The following is a 22,118-nucleotide window of genomic DNA, read 5'->3' on the forward strand; positions in this document are numbered from 1 at the left end:
ATGTCCGTCAGGGTATATCACGTTTGGCATGTACGCCGGACAGGTGTCACCAGTATAATACGTTAGCGCCACTGTGCGATACGTTCAATTCGACAGCCAACCGGAACACCACTCGAGTTAAAAAATGCGAACAGCGAGATCGAAACGCCGAGAACGCCTTAGAAGCTGTCGTAGACGGTCTTTTCGATGGTGTAGAAGTCGATGCCTGCGTCGCCCTGCTCGCGCCAGGTCTCACTCGAGGACTGTTTGAAGCCACCGAATGGGACGTGGAGTTCGAGGCCGGTCGTCTTGTCGTTGACCTTCGCAACGCCGGATTCGACTTCGTCAACGAAGCGCTCTGCTTCCGTGTGGTCGTCGGTCACGATACTTGCCGACAGGCCGTAATCGATGTCGTTGGCCGCCTCGAGACCGCTCTCGAAGTCCTCGACTTCGATAACTGCGAGGACCGGACCGAAGACTTCCTCCTGGGCGATGCGGAAGTCGTTATCGACATCGCTGAAGACAGTCGGCTCGACGTAGTAGCCCTCACCGAATCGGTCGCCTTCTGGCTCGTTGCCGCCGGTTGCGAGCGTTGCGCCTTCGTTTTCAGCAACCTCGATGTAATCGAGGGTGCCCTCGAGTTCGCTCTCGGTGACCTGTGGACCCATGTCGTACTCGTCGCCGGGGCCAATCTCGATGGATTCGGCCTGTGCGACGACAGCGTCGACAAACTCGTCGTAGACATCGGTGTGGACGATTGCGCGTGAGCAAGCGGTACAGGCCTGGCCGGTGACGCCGAATGCGCCGTTGGCGACAATTTCTGCGGCTTCCTCGACATCCGCGCTGTCGGTGACGACCGTTGGGTTCTTGCCACCGAGTTCGGTCTGGACGCGCTTGCCGTCGTTGGTGGCCTGATCGTAGACCATGTGACCGACTTCGCCGGAGCCGGTAAAGGAGACAGCGTCGACGTCCTCGTGGTTGATGATTGCGTCACCGACGGTGCTGCCGGGACCGGTGACGACGTTTGCGACGCCGTCTGGGAGACCGGCTTCGTCGAGCGCATCGAAGATCTCGAGGGCGACACCGGGTGCGACCGATGCCGGGTTGAGGACGAGCGTGTTACCCGTCGCGAGTGCGGGTGCGATCTTCCAGGCAGGGATTGCGATTGGGTAGTTCCACGGCGTAATCAGTGCGGCAACGCCGACTGGCTCATCTTTGATATAGAGGTTCGTGCGCGGGCCGCTTGCGCTTTTGACCGAGCCACCGAGATCACGCGTCTTCTCGGCGTAGTAGTAGAAAATATCGATTGCACGCTGGACCTCGCCACCGGCTTCAGCGTGAGTCTTCCCCTCTTCACGCGTCAGCAGGTCCGTGAGTTCCTCCTTGCGGTCGGCGAGGATCGTTGCCGTCTCGCGCAGGATGGCACCGCGCTGTGGGGCTGGCGTTTCTGCCCACTCGTCTTCGGCCGCTGCGGCCGCCTCAACGGCGGCGTTTGCGTCCTCGACACCAGATTCCTGATATTCGGCAACCGTCTCGGACGGTGCTGCTGGGTCCGTCGTCTCGAGCGTGTCGCCTGTTTCTGCGTCCGTCCAACTGCCGTCGATGTAGTTTTGGTAGCGTTCTGTCACATGTGTAGCATCGCTATCCAGATATACGATTCTTGTGGTCTTGTTCGCTGGCTCGAGCATCGAAACTCTCACATCCGTTCGGTACAGCGTCGCCGGTTTGCTGGTACACTACTGACGAGCACCAGAGCTAATATGAACGAGCAGAATAGTAGTACCGACATGCGTTATTACCAGTTACGTGAGGATGGGACGCCTCGCCTCGCAGTGCAGACTGCTGATGGATTGTTTGATCTGACCGCCGCAAAGGATCGTCTCCAGACGCTCGAGGATCTCTTCTGTGCAGCCGACATCACTGACCGATCAATCGATGACGTTACTGATGACCTCCTCGAGGATGCAGTGCCACTCGACGCTGAGGTAGCCGACGGCGACGCGCTGGCTGCACCCGTCTCGAGTGAGATCTGGGCGGCTGGCGTCACCTACCGCATTAGTGAAGAAGCCCGTCAGGCCGAAAGCGATACGCCGGACATGTACATTGATGTCTACGAAAGTGATCGTCCGGAAGTCTTCTTCAAAGCCACGCCGGAGCGAACCGTCGACCCCGAGGAGCCGGTCGGTATTCGAGCCGATTCCGAATGGGACGTTCCAGAGCCGGAACTTGGCGTCGTCCTCTCGGATGGCGACATCGTCGGCTACACCGTCGGGAACGACATGAGTAGCCGCTCGATTGAAGGAGAAAATCCACTGTATCTCCCACAGGCGAAAGTCTACGACAAGTGTTGTTCGATTGGACCGTGTGTCCGTTCGGCCGATTCCATCGAGGATCCACACGACCTCGAGATGTGGATGACAATCAGTCGCGACGGCGAGGTCCTGTACGACGACGCGACAAACACGGGCAAGATGGTCCGATCCGTCGAGGAACTCGTCGACTGCTATACGGCACACAACGCCGTTCCCGACGTCGCCGTCCTGCTCACCGGGACCTCACTCGTCCCCGACGAGTCATTTACACTCGAGGAAGGCGACGAAATCGAAATCGGACTCGAGGGAATTGGGACGCTCTCAAACACCGTCGTCGAAGTATAACGAACGACTGAGTGTGGGTGGGTCGTTTACGTACGCTGACTGTCTCCTGTTTTGAAAGCGGTCACTATGCGACCGGTTGTCGACTCGAGTGACTCGTCTCACCAGTGAGGACTGTCGAAGCGGGAAACGGAAGGAATGAGCAGATCGAGGTCGCTACTGCAGCGTCGGAAACCGACGCAGAGGCCCCTCCGTTGTGGGGTCGTCGGGCTAGTCTCCCAGCAAACAGCGTCTCCGACGTGGTCTGATGTGGGATAGACTCTCTATGGTTGACGACTGAGACGACCCATTTGAGCCGAGCGGCCCCCAACTCATTAATGGCACCGTTGCGGTATCATTTGCCAGTGATATTGACGCATAATATGGTAGCCACTGAAAGTCAGTGCACACCTGATCGCCAGAGGGTGCGCGGCTCGGAGCGAAGTGAGAGCCGCGGCGAAGCGAACGGGCATCCGTGCCCGTGAGCAGATCGGCGATCAGTGTGTGAATCGTTTCAGTTGTTACTATAGCTGTCCGTCCACGGCTACGGGCGATGCTGTGGCTGGTTGGTCATGAAAAACAGGGCGACACGAAAAATGGGTCGGATTCGGCCGCCACTGAGTTACCTATGATCGCGTCGGCGCGATTACTCTGCCTGCAGTCCGTTCTGGAGCAGGTAGTGAGCGATACGGTTCGAGGTCAGCCAGTCGTCGGTCTCGAGGTCGAAGTCCCATTCGGCAGCGTTGACGAAGTAGTGTTCACTCCATGGGAAGACCGTCGCACCGGGAAGGAGCTGGTTGTGGACCCATGCGAGGTTCGTCGAGTGATCCATGAGTTCCTCCTCGCTCTGTGCGGTTGCCATGGCCTCGAGTTCCTCTTCGATATCGAACGTGACCATGTCACCCTCAGGGTCACCGACTTCAGGCACTTCGACTTGCTCGTCGACGATACCTGTTCGCTCAGTGAACAGCCCACGGTCTGGGTTGTGGAACTCCTCTTCGAGGTCGGAGTATGGGTGGTAGTCACGTGCCATCCCGTAGTTCAGGTGGACGGTCAGGTCGTAGTCGAGGTTGGCGTCGGTTTCGGCTTCCCACGTTGCGAATTCCTCAACGTAGTAGTCCATGTCGATACCGAACTCGGCGAGGTTGTTGGACATAATCTCCGAGTGGGTTTCGAACCAGTCGCCAACTGGGAAGTTAAGTGTCCACGTGTCACCGTCGGGGGTCAACCACTCACCATCGTCCTGCTCGAAGCCGACCTCTTCGAGCAGTTCTGCGGCTCTGTCGGTGTCTTCTGGCGCGTAGTTTGGCATTGCGTCGAGGACGTCCCCGTGGACGAAGTTCTCGACGTAGCCGTAGTCGATACCGGTCGAGTACTCGTCGACTGGGGTACCGGGTGCGGCGACCTCGACGACGTTCTCCAAGTCGATGGCGTAGGTGATTGCCTGACGCACTTCGGGGTACTCACGGATGTACTCGTCTTCGACGCCGAAAATGATCGCGAACGACTGACCGGAGAACGACACCGGCGGCTCGTCGTAGATGTCAGGCAGGTCTTCGATGGTTGGGTCGTTGTGGACCCAGTCGACCTCCCCAGCCTGTGCCCCTTCCTCGTCGGTGTAGACACCGTAGCGGCAGTAGAACTCCCAATCCTGTGCGATTGGGTGCTCTGGGTTTGGAACCTGGTCGGCGTACTGTTCGTTGGCCTCGACGAACACGAACGGCCCCGAGTACAGTTTCTCGTCCCAGCTTGGCTCGAAGCCGAGCACGTCCTGGCGGACGCTCTGCATCTCGTCTTCGTCCTCGGCGTCTTCGAACGCTTCGATGTACTGGCCGAATTGGGCATCGCTAACCTGCAGGATCGTCTCTGCCCAGTTGTTCATCCACAGCTCGTCCTCGAGGTCACTGTACTCGTCTTCAGGTTCGATGACGAGCGTGTAGTCGTCCTCGGCGTAGATGCCTTCGTCGGGGTCGACGAAGTTCTGCATTCCCATGCCCATGTAGGCGGCGAGACGCATCTCGGTCTCGAAGTCGTGTGCCGTGATGTCGCTGCCGTCAGACCAGCCGTAGTCCTCGCTAATGTAGATCGTTGTGGTCAGATCGTCGTCGATCTCCCAGTCGTCGGCCACGCGGGGAACGAACTCGCCAATTGACGTGTTGTAGACGGCGAGGTACTCGTTGGTGAACTCCTGACCACCGTCGCCCGAGTCCCATGCGGGAGTGTACGGGTTGAACAGGTAGTCGTCGTTGTACGGGTTAACGTCGCCCGCGGGGACAGCCTGATCGTACTCGTCTTCGTAGTTTTCGTTGTAGTCGACCTCAACGGTGTCGAGGTCGTGTTCCTCGATGAGGTCGCTCGCGCTATCGTCGTCGCCACCGAAACAGCCTGCGAGGGCTGCGGCACCAGTGGCACCCGAGAGGGCTAACAGTTTTCTGCGGGACAGAGATTCCTTGCGGTGATTGTTTGCTGGCATCGGACTAATATGTAGTATTATGCATTATAAATGTTCCGGGAATCGATTCGACCGGCAGCCAAGACGGAACTCGAGCCATCGGACGCGCTATGCAGCATATCATGTGTCACGACAACATGGTACTAACCTGAAGGGTATATCTTTTTCGGTTTATACGGTCTGCTGTCAATCAATTCTGTAACACCTTCAGGGCAGTTGTCTGTTCATCTGTTGGTGGAACGCACCACTGGTTAGAGCGTAATCGTCTCCCCACGCTCGGCGGCGTCGTAGACCGCTTCGATCACTTGCATGTCGACGTAGCCGTGTTCCGGCGTTGCCGCAGGCTCCCGCCCATCGAGAACACAATCAGCGAAGTAATCGAACTCCTCTTCCATCTGATCGACTTGCGGGGTATCGATGTCGACCGTCGTGTTCGCACGCGTCAACTGCAGGCTACTCTCGGAGTGGAACGCTGGCTCGATAGTAATCCTCCCTTCCGTGCCGACAATCCGCAGAAAGCTATCGAGTTGGGAGTGCTGGCTCGCCGTACAACTGACACAGACCCCACCCTCGAGTGTGATGGTGAACGCAGCGACCTCGTCGGGGACATCCTCGAAGTATTCGTGACTCGAGTCCATCATCGCCTGGACGGCGACCGGCTCGCGCTCGAGGATAAAGCGGGTCGTGTTGAGCGGGTAGATGCCGAGATCGGTGACGCTGGTGCCACGGCCGGCCATCTCCGGGTCCAGTCGCCACTGGTTTTCGCCCCAGCCGACGATTGATTGGGACATGTTCCCGTGGACATGGACTGGCTCGCCGATTGCGCCCTCACGAACGAGTTCGCGCGCGCGCTGGACGACGGGTTCAGTGTGCATTCGGTAGGCGATCATCGCGGGGGCTTCGAGGTCAGCACAGTCCTCGACAATTGATTCGGCAGCCTCGAGCGTGGCCTCCATCGGTTTCTCACAGAGGATTGCCTTCTCGTGGGCAACGGCGCTTTCGACGAACGTCTGATGGCGCGCGTTGGGCGTACAAATGTAGACAGCGTCGTACGCGTCGGTTGCGACACCGTCTTGGAGTTCGTCGTACGTGAGTCCGTGCTCGAGTGTGTCGTGGTCGTCGACGAATTGCTCAGCCTTCTCTTTCGAACTGCTTGCAGCGACGGTTGCTTTGCAGAACGTCGAGTTGTTGATGGCTGGAATCGCCTTATCGGCCGTCCACCACCCAAGACCGATCAGTGCAAATCGGACGGGGCCGTCCTCGTCGTCCGATACCTGCCACTCTCTATCTGTAAACGAGTCTAGATACGTCTGGAACGCGTTCGGCTCCATGCGTCTTGGTTTACAATATGGAATAATAAATCGGTGCGGTTATGTGCGTCCCACACCCTCACCCGATAATGCGTGCCGCAAACGCAGACGTTCGCCCGCACACGCGCGGCGCGATGAGATCGGTTTGGAATGCACCGTCCAGTCGTCCCTGCTCAACGGGCTGTTATCCGCCAGTTTCGGCCCAGCCACGACCGATCTGTGGGGGCACCGGTACACCGGTCCAATAGCCCCTATCAGGGGATGGAATGATATATATGAGAAAAGCCCGAACGTGATACCCAATGACATGTGCCAGTACTGCGTGGTATCTTACCATGTATGACGACAGAGTGACTATTTCAGACGGAGGTGACGTGACCAATGTCAAGTGAACGACTTGAAGCGATAGACTCGGGAGCGCGAGGAGCGGGGGACCCAGTAATTACGGTTCGAGAAGCCAATGTCCGATTCGACATGGACAAGGGGACATCGAGAGTCCTCAACGACGTCAACATGGACATCCAGCGCGGCGAGACGCTTGGTGTCGTCGGAGAAAGTGGCTCCGGCAAATCCATGTTCGCCGACGCCTTGCTCGATGCCGTCGTCGATCCCGGTATCCTGACCGGCGAAATCATTTACCACCCGGAAAACCGGGAACCAATCGACCTGCTCAACCTTGCCCCCTGGGAACTGCGTGAGGTCCGCTGGGAAGACATCTCGATGGTGTTCCAGGGCGCAATGAGCGCGTTCAACCCGACGATGTCCATCGGCGAGCACTTCGAAGAAACCCTCGAGGCCCACGGCTGGGAGATCGAACCCGGCCTCGAGCGTGCAAAAGAACTCTTCGAAGACCTGCACCTCGAACCCGAGCGCATGCTTTCGTCGTTCCCACACGAACTCTCGGGTGGGCAGAAACAGCGCTGTCTGATCGCGCTGAGTCTGATTCTCGAACCAGAAGTCCTCGTGATGGACGAGCCAACGGCCGCACTCGATCTGTTGATGCAGCGGTCGATTCTCAATCTGCTCTATGACATCAAGGACAAGTACGATCTCACGCTCGTGTTCATCAGTCACGATCTGCCGATTGTCTCCGGCTTCGCCGACCGACTGGCTGTCCTCTATGCGTTCGAGTTCGTCGAAATCGGGGAAGCAAACGATATCCTCGGGAACGCAGCACACCCTTACACACGGGCACTGCTGAAATCCACGCCGAACCTCGAGATCCCCCTCGATGAGATGCAGCCAATCGAGGGAGAAAGTCCTGACCCGGTCAGTCATCCGGAAGGCTGTTCGTACCACCCACGCTGTCCGCTCGGTGACGAACGCTGTGAAGTCGACGATCCGGAGTTCCGCCCAGTCAACGACAAACACGACGTTCGCTGTCACTACTGGGAGCGAGCGGACGAAGCGGTCCCACTCGCATTTGGCGGTGATTCAGATGAGTAACAGTAACACCAACAGCAACGACCCTGTCGTCTCGGTTCGCGACCTGAAAGTTCACTTCGAAGATACGTCGATGCTCAACGCGATGGCCCCCGAGTGGGTCAGCGACAAACTCGGCCTCGAGAAAGACCCAACCGTTCGGGCTGTCGACGACATCAACCTCGACCTCGGCGAAAACGACGTACTCGCACTGGTCGGCGAAAGTGGCAGTGGGAAAACCACGCTCGGCAAAGCGATGGTTGGGCTGACCCGCCCATCCCACGGCAGCGTCAAATACCGCGGCCACGATATCTGGGAGGTCCGCGACGGTGACGACGACGGCACCACCTTCGAAGAGATTCGTCGCTCGCTGCAGATTATCCATCAGGACCCCGGTGCTGCACTCAACCCGTACCGATCCGTCCTCGAGAACCTCGAGGTCCCACTCAAGCGCTGGCATCCCGACCTCAACTTCGCAGAGCGTCGAGGCCGTATCCACCAGATGCTCGAGCGAACAGGGATCAGCCCGCCAGAAGACTACTCGAACCGCTACGTTCACCAGCTATCCGGTGGCGAACAACAGCGGGTCGCACTGATTCGATCACTGCTCGTCGAACCGGAAGTCATCCTCGCAGACGAGGCCGTCTCCGCACTCGACGTCTCGCTGCGAATCGGTGTCATGGATCTCTTCCTCGAGATGCAGGATCTGTTCGACACCTCGTTTATCTTCATCAGCCACGACCTCGCGAACGCACGCTATCTCGCGGGCAAGTCGGGCGGAAAGATTGGTGTGATGTATCTCGGCGAACTCGTCGAGATTGGCACCGCAGAGGAGATTATCCAGAACCCGCAACACCCCTACACCAAGGTTCTCCAGTGGGCAACGCCGGAACTCGATCCGGAACGGGCCGAAGAGTCCATGCGTGAATCACCACCGGTTCGCAAAATCGACATTCCGGACGCGACCAACCCACCGTCTGGCTGCCGCTTCCACACGCGCTGTCCCGAAGCACGTGAAGCGTGCAAACAGGAAACCCCCGATCTCTACGAGAGCGGCGGCGACCAGCACCACCAGACGAAGTGTTTCCGCGAAATCGACGACCACGAGTACTGGCAAAGCGAGGAACTCACGGACGACGGAATCGACGATACGCCGGCATCAGACCAGACTGACGAAGCGTCGTCGTAATCCGATTCGAAGACAGAGTTTTTGTTGCGGTCGTACTCCGTGCGCTTGACTGTCACTTAGAACGGTTTCCAGCCGGAATACAGCACAATTGCCGTTGAGATGAGCGTAAACACAAGAATAATTGCAGTCACCTGACTGATAACGTACGATGCCGTGCCGGGCTCGAGGTGGAGAAATGCCCAGCCAAGCACCAGCAACATCGTGGCCGAGAGTGTAAACATCCAGATCCAGATCTGTTGTCCGAAACTGGAGGGTTGGTTTGCTGAAGGATTCGGCATTCGTAGCGATGACTACTCGCTCGACATAAATAAACATCTGGGAGTGGCTCAACAGCCATGAACGTGGCAGAATGCACGACGACAGCGACTTCCAGACGGCCGACCAGTTTCCAGCCGTGGAAGACCGCATGATTGATATGGTGTGGTATCCTCTAGTATAAGTATGATAGACGTTTACATGGAGCGGTTCGAGCATCCGTACTTGTTCGCACTCATTCCAGCTGCAGGCGTCTTTTTCGCCGCAGCAGTTGGAGCCACTGCGATTGGAACAGACTTCGTCGCTGGCTTCCTGAGTTTGTACGCCTCAGTCATGTTGGTCCTGTGTGCGCTTGGCTATGGGACAATCGCGCTATTTTCGTTCAGCACGAAGTACCTCCGTCGATGGCGGATCCAGCGGTCTGACTTCGAGTAACGCACTCTCAACTTTTTCGACGCACACCATCACTCGAGCAGTTACGACTGTCCTCGAGTACCGCACCCGTCGCTCATCTCCCTGCGCTCGCACCATAAAAACGAGTGACTGCAGCGGCGTGCCTTTTCACTCCGACGTCGGCACGCGCCCGTGTGCGTCCGGAATCTCAGATTTTTCGTAGAAGTACACACACAGCGTCTCACACCAGCGTTCTGCCTGGAAAACGTGTTCGTCAAAGCGCTGGGCGACGTGACGGTACCGTCGATCATCGACGATGCCCTCGAGAGATTCCCATGTCGCTCGCATCTCGCGGACAGCGTTGACACCAGCATGGCAGTTGTCGTACAGTGTCTGGACGACGGTCCGGCCATCCTCGAGTTCGTGGTCCCACTCGAGATGGTGGAAGAACAGGAGGAGTTCTTTTGGACAGCTCTCTACGTCGTCGTAGCGTTCCGTGATCGGATCGCGGTACTGGGCGGCGTAGCCGCTGCCCTCAGAAGTGCGGTCGACGCCGATGCCATCTTCGGTCGCACCGATGTACTCCGGCCACTCCCACGGCGCGGGGTCATAGTGGTTCTCGAGGGCTTCCTCGCCGTTGTACATCATGTGCATCAGGCCGATGCCGCCGGTGTGGTAGTCGATGCAGGCCTGCCAGGAGTCATGCAGGATTTCGCTGACGGCGTCGACGACGCCGTCGTCGTGACCGAACGTCTGGCGGACCCACTCGTCAGTGATGTCCTCGGTCTCGAGGTCGGGGTTCCAGCAGAGTCGGCCAAAGCCATAGAGATTCGACTGCAGCAGGTAGTTGCCAGTCCAACTTGGATCTTCGCCGACGATACCGACGCCGGCGATGCCCTGACCGTCTCGCTCCGCGAGGACGTCCTTGACTGGCGTTCCTTCCCCGTCGGCGTAGGTATCGAACTCGAGGGCTTCTTTCCACATCGGAACGTGGTAGGTTGGGTGGACGCCCTGGCCGGTGTACTCGCCGGTGATCTGGAGTTCACAGCCCAGATCGGTCTCGGGCATCGCACCGAACAGCGTCGAGACGGGCTCGCGCTGCTGGAAGTCGATGGGACCGTTTTTGATCTGGACGGTGACCTTCTCGTGGAACTCGCCGTCAATATGTTCGAAGGCTTCGTAGGCCTGGACGGCGCGGTCGTCGTGTTCGGAGTAGACGAACGCGCGCCACCAGACGCGGCCGCTGTGGCCTTCGAAGGCCTCGCCGAGAACGTTCGCGCCTTCCGCGTGCGAGCGGTCGTAATCGTAGGGGCCGGGCTGGCCTTCAGAGTCAGCTTTGACGAGGAAGCCGCCGAAATCGGGGATAATCTCGTAGATCTCGTCGACTTTGTCCTGCCACCACTGCTGCACCTCGGGGTCGTGCGGGTCGGCCGTCTCGAGGTCGCCCAGTCGGATCGGCGCGGCGTAGTTGACCGAAAGGTAGATCTGGATACCGTAGCGCCGGAAGACGGAGGCAAGGGACTCGAGTTTCTCGAGGTTCTCCCGTTCTAAGAGCTGCCAGCCGGCGCGTTCGGCGACGGCGTCGTTGGCGGTTGGGCGGTCAGGAATGCCGGTGTTGACGTTGTTCGGGACGACGCCGTTGATGCCGACGGAGGAGAGCAGGCGCGCGTAGTCGAAGTAGCGCTGGCGGGTGTCGGGCAGGCGCTCCCAGTCGAAAATCGATTGGCCGGCGTAGCCGCGTTCGACGGAGCGACGGAACGGATTGTCCCAGTGGTTGATGATCCGGGAGTTGTTCGCCGGTTCGGAGACGATATCGAGGTCGTCGATTGGCTCACCGAGTGCAACGCGTCGCAGCAGGTCGAAGGTCCCGTAGACGAGACCCGCATCGTTCGGGGCCGTAATGACGGTACACTCCTGTCCCTCCCACTCGACGGTCCGGATGACGTAGCTGTCATCCTCGAGCGCCCAGACTTCGTCCGGGTCGATAGTCTGGTGAATCGGGCGCATCTCCTCGGGATGGCCGATAACGAGGAAGTTCTCGACTGATCGTGGGGGATGCTGCCAGAAGTGAGGCTCGTCGCCGAGCATGCCCTCGAGACCGAGTTGGAGTTCGGCGCGAACGGCACCGAGTTCGGGTGCGCCTTCGGAGACGTAGGCGTGTGACAGTCGCTCGCGATACGCAGCCAGATCTGCGTCGTCGACGGGCTCGTACTGGAGCCAGCAGTCGTCGTATGTGGTGTCGAACATTCGTCTCGACATGAAGTGTGAGTGCGGTAAAAACGTTCCTTGTTCCGGGATAAGCTACCGATTTGATGATATGTCTGCCGGCTACCCTCGAGAGTGACACGGAACTGAAGTACGATTGATTACTACCGGGGGGAATTACATAGATGATAATTATTATATTGCGGTAGTCACTAGGTTGCAAGTAGCATGCCCACTAATGAGGCAGATGAGAGCGACGCCGACGGACCACTCGAGATTCGACGACGACCTGTATTAGGGTCAGTTGGTGCCGCAGGGGTTGCCAGTGCACTCGGACTGAGTGTTGGGACGGGGAACGTTCTCGCAGCAACACAGGACGGCGACTGGGAAGCCGCAGCCGAGGAACGGATCGAGGAACACCGCACAGCCGACCTCGAGGTGACGGTGACAGACGCCGATGGGGCCGAACTGGACGGTGCCGAAGTCAACGTAGAAATGCAAGAGCACGCGTACGACTTCGGGACGATGATCCACGCGGAGTTCCTGACCGAGGGCACCGAGTGGGGTGGGCCGATGACGGCTCCCGACGGCAGCGAGTACGGCGAGGACGATCAGGAGCAGTACGCCGAGACCGTCGAGGACCTGTTCAACATGGTCGTCCTCGAGAACCTCCACAAGTGGGGCCAGTGGGAGGATAACCAGGAAATTGCGGACAACGCCGTCGACTGGGCGGTCGACCGGGAGATGGACATTCGCGGCCACGTTGGCTTATGGGGAAATATCGATGCGCACGCGATCCCAGCGGATGTCGTCGAAGCGATGGGCGTCGAGTGGGAGGCCGGCGGCGCGGAAAACCCCGAGCACGATCCCGAGTACATCGTCGAGCGCTCGATGGACCACATCGAGGACATCATCTCCCATTACGGCGACGACATCACGGAGTGGGAAATCAAAAACGAGGTCCTCCACGAACCAGAGATGATTCGGGCTGTCGAAGGCGATGGCGTTGACGACGAGTCCGTCGATCACCTCGAGGCCGAGATTCTCGGTGACTGGTACGAGAAAGGCCAGGAAGTTGCCGACGAGTACGACGTCGATATTGCGGTCAACGACTACAACACGCTCGAGGGGGGCTATCAGGACGAACAGGACGAGTACGAGCGCCAGATCGACTATCTGGTCAACGAGCGCGACATTGATCTCGACGGCATCGGCTTCCAGACCCACTTCGCCGCCGGCGAGACGCTCGAGCCAGACGAGATTATAGACAACCTCGAGCAGTTCGAAGACTACGGTGCAGGCTTCCGTGCGACGGAGTTCGACACGTTCCAGGAGTGGGACGAAGAGTGGGAGGGACCCGAAGAGCAGGGCGAGTACCTCCACACGTTCCTGAAGACGTGGTTCAGCCATCCAAACACCGACTCGTTCCTCATCTGGGGGCACTGGGACGGTGTTCACTGGGGCCCGGACATGGGCTTCGATCCAGACGGCGTGCTGTTCGACCACGACTGGAACCCCAAGCCAGCCTACGACTACTACACTGACCTCGTCTTCGATGACTGGTGGACCGAGGAAGTCGGCGAAACCGACGGCGGAACGTATGCAACAACCGGGTTCAAAGGCGAGTACGAGATTACCGCGAGTTACGACGGCGCGGAAGCGACGACGACCGCGACGCTGTCGGATGGCGGCGACACAGTTGAACTCGAGATCGATGCAGACGGCGACGGCTCGGAGCCGGCTGACGACTCGGTCGACGAACCGGGCGACAGTGACGACGACACGGGTGCGAGCGACGCGGATGACGACGGCGACGGCATTCCCGGACTGGGTGTCGTCTCCTCGCTGGCTGCGCTGTCCGGACTCGCTGGCTACGCACTATCCCGTAGCGCTGACGACGAGTCCTAACGTCAAACTATCATAAACAGATAGAAACGTTATAGGGGACAGAACCGAGACGACCCAGTAGTATGGGTGACGAAACTACAGCGGGCGATTCTTCCCGGCGAGGCACCATGCTCCGTCGGCCGTTTCTCAGCGCAGTTGGGGCGTGTAGCGGGCTCGGTATCGCCAGCGCACTTGGACTCTCGAGTGTCGACTCCGTGCGCGCAACACAGGACGACGAGGAAACGGACTGGGAAGCCGCGGCTGACGAGCGCATCGAAGAACACCGAACCGCCGACCTCGAGGTACGAGTTGTCGACCGGAACGGCGACCCAATCGATGGGGCAGACGTCGACGTCACGATGACCGAACACGACTACGGCTTCGGGACCGCCGTCAACGCGGGGACGCTCATCGAAGAGAGCGAACCGGGCGATGAGTACCGCGAGCATATCCCCGAGTTGTTCAACAAGGCCGTCATGGAAAACCAGCACAAGTGGCGGTTTTTTGAGGACGACCCTGATCTGGCCGACGAGGCAACCGAGTGGGTCCTCGACCAGGATCTCGAACTACGCGGACACGCCTGTCTGTGGGCGAGCGTCGACTCGGCCGCGGTGCCGGAAGACGTGGTCTCGGCAATGGGCCGCGAGTGGGACGACGGCGGTGTGACTGATCCTGAGGAGGATCCAGAGCACGTCTTAGAGCGGGCGACCGAGCACATCGAGACGATCATGGAACACTATGGCGACGACATCACCGAGTGGGACGTGGTCAACGAAGCCGTCAACGAACCGGGATTCATCCGGACGATTGATGACGTCACCAGAGGGTTCGAAGGGCCGACGCTCGCAGAGTGGTACCAACTCGCCGACGACATCGGCTCCGAACACGGTGTTGGGATCGACGTCAACGACTACAACGTCCTTGTCGGCCCCAACACCGGCACGCGCCAGTTCTATCAGGACCAGATCGAGTTCCTGCTCGAGGAGGATGTCGACCTCGATGGGGTCGGCCTGCAATGTCACTTCAGCCGCGGAAACACGCTCGAGCCGGACCAGGTGATGGACGGCCTCGATCTGTACGCTGACTACGATGCGGACATCCGAATTACGGAGTTCGACACCGAAGGCGGCTCGTGGGACGACGAGGAGAAAGGCGAGTATCTCCATATGTTCCTCAAAACCGTCTTCAGCCACCCCGCGACGACCGACTTCGTCATGTGGGGCTTCTGGGATGGCCGCCACTGGTACGACGACGCGCCCCTGTTCTACGAGGACTGGGAGCCAAAACCCGGCTACGAGTACTACACGAATCTCGTCTTCGACGAATGGTGGACCGACGAAGACGGCCAGACCGACAGCGGTGTCTACGAAACCCAGGCGTTCCACGGCGAGTACGAACTCACCGCGAGTTACGAAGGAGAAGACGCATCGACGACCGCCACAATCACCGACGATGACACCATCGAACTCGAGTTAGATAACGAAGCGGGCGAAGACAGCATTCCCGGCTTCGGCGTCAGTGCCGCACTCGCCGGCCTCGCTGGGCTTGCAGGCTACGCGTGGCTTCGTGATGGCGACGCAGAAACAGCGTAAGCAGCATACCGAACTGCTGACTCACTTTTTGGTTTCGACACAGCGCTCCACTCCGCAAACCGGCTGTTACCGGCGGCGTTAGTACTCCTCGAGTCCCTCTTTCACGGCATCGTAGGCTGGCTTCTCGCCGTAGCGACCATCGAACAGCAGTGGGTCGCCAGTGTAGCGCTGGCCGAAGTCCTTGAAGCCACGGATCCATGAACTGCCGTCGTGGACACCCCACGTGACGAGATTGTCACAGCCAACGTCGAGACAGGTCTCGACGACGTCGCGGTAGTATTCGGCTTGTTCCTCGAGTGGGTTTTCGGGTTCCTCGCCGTCGTGGAAGGCAACGTCCATCTCGGTGATGTGAACCTCGAGACCGAGATCCTGGAAGCGCTGGATGTTCTCCGCGATGGATTCTGGATCGGGCCAGTCGCCCAGTGCGTGGAGTTGGAGACCAACACCGTCGATTGGGACGTCATCCTCGAGCAGTCCCTCGACGAGGTCGTAGATTGCGTCGGATTTCTCGTTGATCTCGTCTGCGCCGTAGTCGTTGTAGAAGAGGTCTGCATCGGTAACCTCGTCTGCCCAGCGGAACGCGTCGGCGATGTAGTCCTCGCCGAGGCCGTCAGACCAGACAGTGCGACGCATCGAGCCGTCATCGTCGACGGCCTCGTTGACGACATCCCAGGCGTCGATTTTCGCGCGGTAACGCCCGGCGACGGTATGGATGTGATCGCGAAGGAACGTTCGAAGCTGTTCGTCGGTGTAGTCCCACGCCTGGAACCACTCGGGTTTCTGGTTGTGCCAGACGAGCGTGTGCCCGCGGACGTACATGTCGTTCTCGACACCGAAATTGACGATTGCGTCGGCGTTCTTGAAGTCGTAGGTATGTCGCGACGGGCGCAGTCGCGTCATCTTCAGGGCATTTTCGGGCGTTACGGCGTTGAAATTCTCTGCGACGGTCTTCCAGTAACTCGGGTCGACGCGGAGCGCGTTGGGGTCGAGCGCCGCACCGATGGTGAACTCCTGTGCATCAGCAGCGTCACGAAGCGTTGCCTGCTCTGACATTGTGCGCACAGAGGGAACGGAGCACATAAAACGTAGGGATCCCGGCAGGGGCCACCCAACAGGCACAAGGGTTGTATAGCTGCTTTTCAAATGACGAGCCATGAGCACGACAACAACACAGAAAAAACTCGCTCGCGGGGCAATGCTAATTTCGGTGATTATCGGCATTGCCGGATTTATGTATTTCACCACGCGCGGCGAGATGATAACCGGCCTCGTCGTCGGCATGTTGTTCGGTGGGGTCGGCTACTGGGAGTACAAACGACGCATTCGCGACCTCGAGCAGGCTGAGATAGGCGGGAACGGGAGAGACCCCTTCGAGGAGCGAGAGCGCCGACGGTGAGTGGCCAACGCGCCATCGTCACCCCTCGAACACGCCGATCCGCAGGATTATAGTCGCTTCCCGGCGAACCGATGGCGTATGAGTTTCCTCGACGACGACTATCTCCTCGAGACCGATGCCGCACGCGAGTTGTACGCTACAATCGAAGACCGACCTATTGTCGACCCACACACCCATGCCGACGTCGCCGAAATCGTCGACAACGACGGCTGGGACGACATCTGGGAGGTCGAAGCCGCTACGGACCACTACGTCTGGGCGCTGATGCGCAACTGCGGCATCGACGAGGAACTGATCACCGGCGACGCCTCGAATCGTGAAAAGTGGGATGCACTCGCCGAGGTCTTCCCGCAGTTTGCGGGCAACCCGACCTACGAGTGGGTTCACCTCGATCTGAAGCGCCGATTCGGCATCGACGAACAGATCTCCGCCGAGACGGCCGACGACATCTGGACAGAGACGAAAGCCCAACTCGAGACCGACGACATGCGTCCCCAGGAACTCCTTGCGAAGATGGACGTCGAGGTCGTCGGCAGCACCGACGATCCGACGGACGACCTCGCGTACCACGAACGCGCCGCCGATGAACTCGAGGGCATCGACCTCGTCCCGACCTGGCGCGCCGACCGCGCCGTCAAAATCGACCAGCCCGAATGGACCGACTTCGTCGCCGAACTCGAGGACGCAACCGAGATCAGCACCGACGACTTCGATGGCTTTCTGGCCGCACTCGAGGCCTCCCACGATTACTTCGACGCCCGTGGCTGTCGGGCCTGTGATCTGGGCCTCGAACAGCCCGTTTCGCGCCCCGTCAGCGACGAACGCGCACGCGAAGTCTATCAGCAAGCACTGGCGGGCGGCTCGCTCTCCGAACGCGAAGTCGGCGACTTCATGGCCTATATTACGGCGTTCGTCGGCGAGCTAAACGCCGAGAAAGGCTGGGTCACCCAGTTGCACATCGGCCCCGTCAGAAACTATCGCGACTCGCTGTTCGAACAACTCGGCCCCGCGGCCGGTGGCGACATCTCGACGCAGGACGTCGATATCGTCAAACCGCTCGAGCACTTCGTCAATCGCTTCGACGACGAGATGGACATCATCCTCTATACCATCGACCCAACGCACTACCCGTCGATGGCAACCATGGCGCGGGTGTTCCCGAACGTCACCATCGGCCCCGCCTGGTGGTTCAACGACAGCCCGTTCGGCATGGAACAGCAACTCGAGTACGTCGGCACGGTCGAATTGCTCTCCCAGCACGCCGGGATGGTCAGCGACTCGCGGAAACTCCTCTCCTATGGCTCGCGATTCGAGATGTTCCGCCGAACGCTTGCAAACGTCGTCGGGAAACAGGTCGAGCGCGGACAGGTGCCGATGGACGTCGCACAAGATCTGGTTGAACGACTGGCCTACGACCGACCCAACGAACTGTACGGATTCTAGATACCCACTGCGACGTACTGTTATAGGGATGATGCGTCGCCGGTAGTGCTTTCGTTCTCCCCGGCAAGATACCTCGCATGACGAGAGTTGGACTCATTGGCGCAGGCGGAATATTGAGTATGCACCTGCCGGCGTATCGTGCCTATTCCGACCGAATCGAACTGGCTGCAGTCTGTGACGCCGACGAGACGCGAGCGAACGAGGTCGCAGAGGAGTTCGACGTCGATATCTGGACGGATTTCGAGAGCATGGTCGCCGAAGCCGACATCGACGCGGTCGATATCACACTGCCGCATCACCTCCACTATCCCGCCGCGAAGGCCGCACTCGAGGCCGGAAAACACGTCCTGGTCGAGAAGCCGTTTACGACCTCGGTCGCCGACGCCCGCGAATTGGTCTCGCTCGCAGCGGACCGGCAACTGACGCTGATGGTCGGCCAGATGCAGCGGTTTCACCCCGCCTATCGCGAACTGAAACACCGACTCGAGGACGGCGACCTCGGCCAAATTCACCACGCGCGGGTTGACGCCGTCGCGAATCAAGGCGATATGTACGGCCCGTCGCACTGGCTATACGACGGGAAGAAAGCGGGCGGCGGGGCCGTCATCGGCTACGCGATCCACAAACTCGACTTGCTTCGATACCTGCTGGGGGATATCGACCGGGCGATTTCCTGGCAGCAAACAGTCGACGACCGCTACGACGACGCGGAGGATTTCTCGGTTGGCCTCCTTTCGTTCGAGGAAGGGACAGTCGCCGACTTCTTCACGACCACCTCGGCGGCCGCGACGCCGTACAACGAGATGCTCTGGCTCTACGGCGCGTCCGGTACCGTTCACTCGCTCCCGCTCGAGGGCGGCCAAGAGGAAGGCTACGTCGGCACGCCACCGCCGAAACAGAGCGTCGACGCCGGCGATGGATTGCGAAAGCAGTTCCAGGATATCGATCCGGACGAGGTCGACTTACCGACTGGGAACGCGTTCACCAACGAGATACTACACTTCGCCGACTGCATCGAGGCGGGCGAAGAACCGATCTCGAGCGGGCGGGATAACCTCGGGACTATTGCGACGGTTGCGGCGATCTACCGCAGCGCACAACGGGACGGCGAAGCGGTTCGGACAGAAGACGTACTGGCTGTGCCTACCCCAGACACTGACTCTAACTCGGAGGCGAGGTGGTGACCATGCCGGACCTCACCGCTGAACAGGTCGATGGAACCGTTTCGATCCGCCTCGAGGACGACGTGCTCGCGCGTTACAACGCGGATACGGACGCGAGCAAGCCGGGATTCGACGTCCTCGCAGTCCCACCCGGCGTCGACGGCGCGGGTGGACAGAACCTCATCGTCTCGGCCCCGCATGATCACTCCTGGCATCTGGGGACCTTCTTCTGTCAGAAATTGGTTGATGGGATCAACTGCTGGGAGTCTGAAGCAATAGCCGGCGGGTCCGGCGACCAACTCTACGGCTACGCTGCACACGAACACGCACGTGTTCGCGAGGACGACGACCGTGTCACCATCGACCAGACCGCCACCTGGACCAGTTCCACCGGTAAGGAACTGCTCGCGGACGACCGCGAAATCACAGTCCACGCGCCAGCTGACGCCACCGCCGAACATGCAGGCTATCTCCTCACCTGGGAGCAGTCGCTGACCGCACTCGAGGAGACGCGACACCTCTCGAGCGAGACGATTCATGGCCACTACAGCGGCCTGAGCACGCGATTCGCACGCAGCCTCACTGACGGACGCGTGCTTCTGCCCGGCGGGACCGACCCGGGAACGACGACACCGCCACGAGACGTGAGCGGACCGTCTGGCCACTGGTGTGACTACTCAGGGCCGCTCGATGGCAAACGCGGGCCGGGTTCGCCCTGGACAGCCGGGATCACGACGTTCGACCATCCAGACAACGAGCCCCACCCGCCGCGGTGGTTCATCATGACCGAACCGTTCGGCTTCGTCGCCGCGAATCCGACGTGGAAACGCGTCGAGGTGCTCGAGGCCGATGAGACACGAACCTGGCGCTGGGGACTGTGGGTCCACGCGGGAACGCCGGGAGAGTCACAGATCGACGAGCAGTATCAGCGGTTTTTGGCTCTCGAGTAGCAGTTCAAATCCGGCTCGTAACTCGCTCGAGCACACGACAAAAAAGCGGTACCGTGATGCCAACAGTCAGCGAACTGCGCTACACTTCTTCCCAGGGCCCCCACTGGTTCGTGCCGGGTTCTTGATTCTGGGTCCACCACTGTGCTTCCCAGTTGGTGCCGTCCCAGCTTACGCGGTCGCCTTCGGTGTAGACCTCGTCTGCGTCCCACTCGGGGTAGTCTCCGTCGCCGTTGTCGTCGTCGCCGTTGTCGCCATTATCACCGTTCCCAGGGTCTTCGTCGCCGTTCCCGTCGCCCTCGACGGTAATTTCGACCGTCCTCGTCCCGTCAGCGTCGGTGACCGAAACCGTCTCCGTTGTCGACTCTGCGTCGGTCGAAACCGTGATTTCGTGCTCGCCGAGGAACGCCGTCGTCTCGTAGACGCCGTCGTCGCTCGTTCCGGACTCGTCGGTCCACCACTCGTCGAAGACGAGGTCGGTGTAGGCATCGTAGCCGGGCTTTTCGTTCCAGTCTTCGTCGAACAACGGTGCGTCGGCGTCCGAGCCGTCGTACTCCGGCCCCCAGTGGACGCCATCCCAGTGGCCCCATACGAGGAACGCGTCCGTGTTGGGGTGGCTGAACCACGTCTTCATGAAGTCATAGAGGTACTCGCCCTGCTCATCGGGTGAGGACCAGTTGCCTTGGAACGTGTCAAACTCGCTTGCACGGAAGCCTGCGCCGTAGCCTTCGAACTGCTCGAGGCCGTCCAGAATCGCGTCCGGCTCGAGGGTTTCGTTGGCGGCAAAGTGACACTGGAAGCCGATGCCGTCCAGGTCGATCCCGCGGTCGTTGACCAGATAGTCGATCTGGCGTTCGTAGTCGTCTCGCGTGTCCTGGTACGGACCGACGAGCGTGTTGAAGTCGTTGACCGCGATATCGACGCCGTACTGATTGGCGACGTCTTCAGCATGTTCGTACCAGTCGCCAAGAATCTCGGCCTCGACGGGATCTGCGTTTTCGCCCTCGACGGCTTCAATCATCGCCGTCTCATGGATAACTTCGTTTTTGACTTCCCACTCGGCTACGTCGTCGCCGTAGTGGCTGATGATCTCCTCGATGTGATCCATCGCTTCGGAGACGACGTACTCCGGATCGTAGTCCGGTTCACCAGCCTCGTCCCAGTCGCTGGCCCACGGATCGCCCATCGCCTCGACGACTCGAGGCGGGACGGCGTGGCCGTCGATATTGCCCCACAGTGCGACGTGGCCACGGACATCCATATCGCGCTCAACCGCCCAGTCGACCGCCGCGTCGGCGATATCGATGTTGTCCTCCCAGAGGTTCCACTTGTGGAGGTTCTCGAGGACGACCATGTTGAACAAGTCCTCGACGGTCTCTTCGTACTCAACTTGGTCCTCGGGCGTATGCATTTCCTCGCCCCACTCGGCCTGATCGATGAGGAACTCCGCGTGGATCATCGTCCCGAAACTGTACTCGTGGGCTTGCTGTGTGACCTCGACAGTCGCCCCATCGACCGGCGAACCGTCCGGATTGACGACATCAACCTCGAGATCGCCCGCTCGATACTCCTCGATTCGGTCGTCGGCTTCGTCTTCCCAGTTCGCCTGCTGTGCGCCCACTGTCCCGGGGACGCCGGCACCGACGCCTAACCCACCGAGCAGTCCCGCAATACCGACCGACCGCAGGTAGTCTCGTCGTTCGAGTCGCCCGATACTGTCCGCAGTGGATTGATTGTCGCTCGAGTCGCCTCGCCGATTGGTATCGTCATCGGTCATTGGTATGCCCCACCACCACACGCATCGTCAATTATAATAAATGTTATTTAGGTCAGATTATGCTATCTTGTTGAA

The 22,118-nt window shown here is 59.7% G+C and carries 17 protein-coding genes; 10 read left to right on the forward strand and 7 right to left on the reverse strand.

Features of this window, described 5'->3' with window-relative positions:
* Positions 1-158 precede the first annotated feature (158 nt).
* Positions 159-1,607, reverse strand: coding sequence for a 2,5-dioxovalerate dehydrogenase (gene xacF / locus B2G88_RS09850; RefSeq protein ID WP_087714954.1), 1,449 nt, complete (start codon positions 1,605-1,607; stop codon positions 159-161).
* A gap of 159 nt (positions 1,608-1,766) precedes the next feature.
* Between xacF and B2G88_RS09855 the strand changes: the two genes are divergently transcribed.
* The gene (locus tag B2G88_RS09855) at positions 1,767-2,636 is read left to right on the forward strand and encodes a fumarylacetoacetate hydrolase family protein (protein WP_087714955.1); all 870 of its coding nucleotides are present in this window, start codon (positions 1,767-1,769) and stop codon (positions 2,634-2,636) included.
* 622 nt (positions 2,637-3,258) lie between these two features.
* On the opposite strand, the gene B2G88_RS09860 is transcribed toward B2G88_RS09855, so the two are convergent.
* Both B2G88_RS09860 and gfo6 read right to left on the reverse strand, forming a co-directional pair.
* Positions 3,259-5,085, reverse strand: a complete 1,827-nt coding sequence (locus B2G88_RS09860; protein WP_087714668.1) for an ABC transporter substrate-binding protein — start codon at positions 5,083-5,085, stop codon at positions 3,259-3,261.
* Between the two features lie 230 nt (positions 5,086-5,315).
* A complete protein-coding gene (gene gfo6, locus B2G88_RS09865) occupies positions 5,316-6,395 on the reverse strand; it encodes a D-xylose 1-dehydrogenase Gfo6 (RefSeq protein ID WP_176393210.1) in 1,080 nt (359 codons plus the stop codon).
* Positions 6,396-6,848: 453 nt separating this feature from the next.
* Here gfo6 and B2G88_RS20125 point away from each other — a divergent pair, with 453 nt between their 5' ends.
* Both B2G88_RS20125 and B2G88_RS20130 read left to right on the forward strand, forming a co-directional pair.
* Complete coding sequence (locus tag B2G88_RS20125; protein WP_342744115.1) at positions 6,849-7,820, forward strand: ABC transporter ATP-binding protein; 972 nt, start codon at positions 6,849-6,851, stop codon at positions 7,818-7,820.
* Positions 7,813-8,985, forward strand: a complete 1,173-nt coding sequence (locus B2G88_RS20130) for an ABC transporter ATP-binding protein (protein WP_054862928.1) — start codon at positions 7,813-7,815, stop codon at positions 8,983-8,985. The genes B2G88_RS20125 and B2G88_RS20130 overlap by 8 nt, the downstream gene beginning before the upstream one ends.
* A gap of 56 nt (positions 8,986-9,041) precedes the next feature.
* Here B2G88_RS20130 and B2G88_RS09880 read toward each other — a convergent pair whose 3' ends face one another.
* The gene (locus B2G88_RS09880) at positions 9,042-9,263 is read right to left on the reverse strand and encodes a hypothetical protein (RefSeq protein ID WP_054862929.1); all 222 of its coding nucleotides are present in this window, start codon (positions 9,261-9,263) and stop codon (positions 9,042-9,044) included.
* Between the two features lie 163 nt (positions 9,264-9,426).
* On the opposite strand from B2G88_RS09880, the gene B2G88_RS09885 reads away from it, so the two are divergent.
* Positions 9,427-9,675, forward strand: coding sequence for a hypothetical protein (locus B2G88_RS09885; RefSeq protein ID WP_087714671.1), 249 nt, complete (start codon positions 9,427-9,429; stop codon positions 9,673-9,675).
* A 126-nt stretch (positions 9,676-9,801) separates the two neighbouring features.
* Here the strand turns inward: B2G88_RS09885 and B2G88_RS09890 are convergent, their stop codons facing one another.
* A complete protein-coding gene (locus B2G88_RS09890) occupies positions 9,802-11,880 on the reverse strand; it encodes an alpha-glucuronidase family glycosyl hydrolase (protein ID WP_087714672.1) in 2,079 nt (692 codons plus the stop codon).
* A gap of 186 nt (positions 11,881-12,066) precedes the next feature.
* On the opposite strand from B2G88_RS09890, the gene B2G88_RS09895 reads away from it, so the two are divergent.
* Both B2G88_RS09895 and B2G88_RS09900 read left to right on the forward strand, forming a co-directional pair.
* The gene (locus tag B2G88_RS09895; protein WP_054862931.1) at positions 12,067-13,746 is read left to right on the forward strand and encodes an endo-1,4-beta-xylanase; all 1,680 of its coding nucleotides are present in this window, start codon (positions 12,067-12,069) and stop codon (positions 13,744-13,746) included.
* 62 nt (positions 13,747-13,808) lie between these two features.
* Positions 13,809-15,317 carry an endo-1,4-beta-xylanase gene (locus B2G88_RS09900; RefSeq protein WP_087714673.1) on the forward strand — a complete coding sequence of 503 codons (1,509 nt, stop codon included), beginning with the start codon at positions 13,809-13,811 and terminating at the stop codon, positions 15,315-15,317.
* Positions 15,318-15,395: 78 nt separating this feature from the next.
* Here B2G88_RS09900 and B2G88_RS09905 read toward each other — a convergent pair whose 3' ends face one another.
* Positions 15,396-16,370 (reverse strand): endo-1,4-beta-xylanase, encoded by a 975-nt coding sequence (locus tag B2G88_RS09905; protein ID WP_087714674.1) that lies wholly within the window; start codon positions 16,368-16,370, stop codon positions 15,396-15,398.
* A gap of 100 nt (positions 16,371-16,470) precedes the next feature.
* On the opposite strand from B2G88_RS09905, the gene B2G88_RS09910 reads away from it, so the two are divergent.
* From B2G88_RS09910 to B2G88_RS09925, 4 genes are all read left to right on the forward strand, one after another.
* Positions 16,471-16,713, forward strand: coding sequence for a hypothetical protein (locus B2G88_RS09910; RefSeq protein ID WP_087714675.1), 243 nt, complete (start codon positions 16,471-16,473; stop codon positions 16,711-16,713).
* A gap of 78 nt (positions 16,714-16,791) precedes the next feature.
* On the forward strand, positions 16,792-18,156 hold the full coding sequence (gene uxaC, locus B2G88_RS09915) for a glucuronate isomerase (RefSeq protein WP_087714676.1): 1,365 nt from the start codon (positions 16,792-16,794) through the stop codon (positions 18,154-18,156).
* A 77-nt stretch (positions 18,157-18,233) separates the two neighbouring features.
* Positions 18,234-19,340, forward strand: a complete 1,107-nt coding sequence (locus tag B2G88_RS09920; protein WP_054862934.1) for a Gfo/Idh/MocA family protein — start codon at positions 18,234-18,236, stop codon at positions 19,338-19,340.
* Between the two features lie 2 nt (positions 19,341-19,342).
* Positions 19,343-20,269 (forward strand): DUF6807 family protein, encoded by a 927-nt coding sequence (locus B2G88_RS09925; protein ID WP_087714677.1) that lies wholly within the window; start codon positions 19,343-19,345, stop codon positions 20,267-20,269.
* 79 nt (positions 20,270-20,348) lie between these two features.
* Here B2G88_RS09925 and B2G88_RS20075 read toward each other — a convergent pair whose 3' ends face one another.
* Entirely contained in the window at positions 20,349-22,043 is a 1,695-nt protein-coding gene (locus tag B2G88_RS20075; protein ID WP_087714678.1) for an endo-1,4-beta-xylanase, read from the reverse strand.
* Between the last annotated feature and the right edge of the window lie 75 nt (positions 22,044-22,118).

The organism is Natronolimnobius baerhuensis, assembly GCF_002177135.1.
GTDB classification, from domain to species: Archaea; Halobacteriota; Halobacteria; order Halobacteriales; family Natrialbaceae; genus Natronolimnobius; species Natronolimnobius baerhuensis.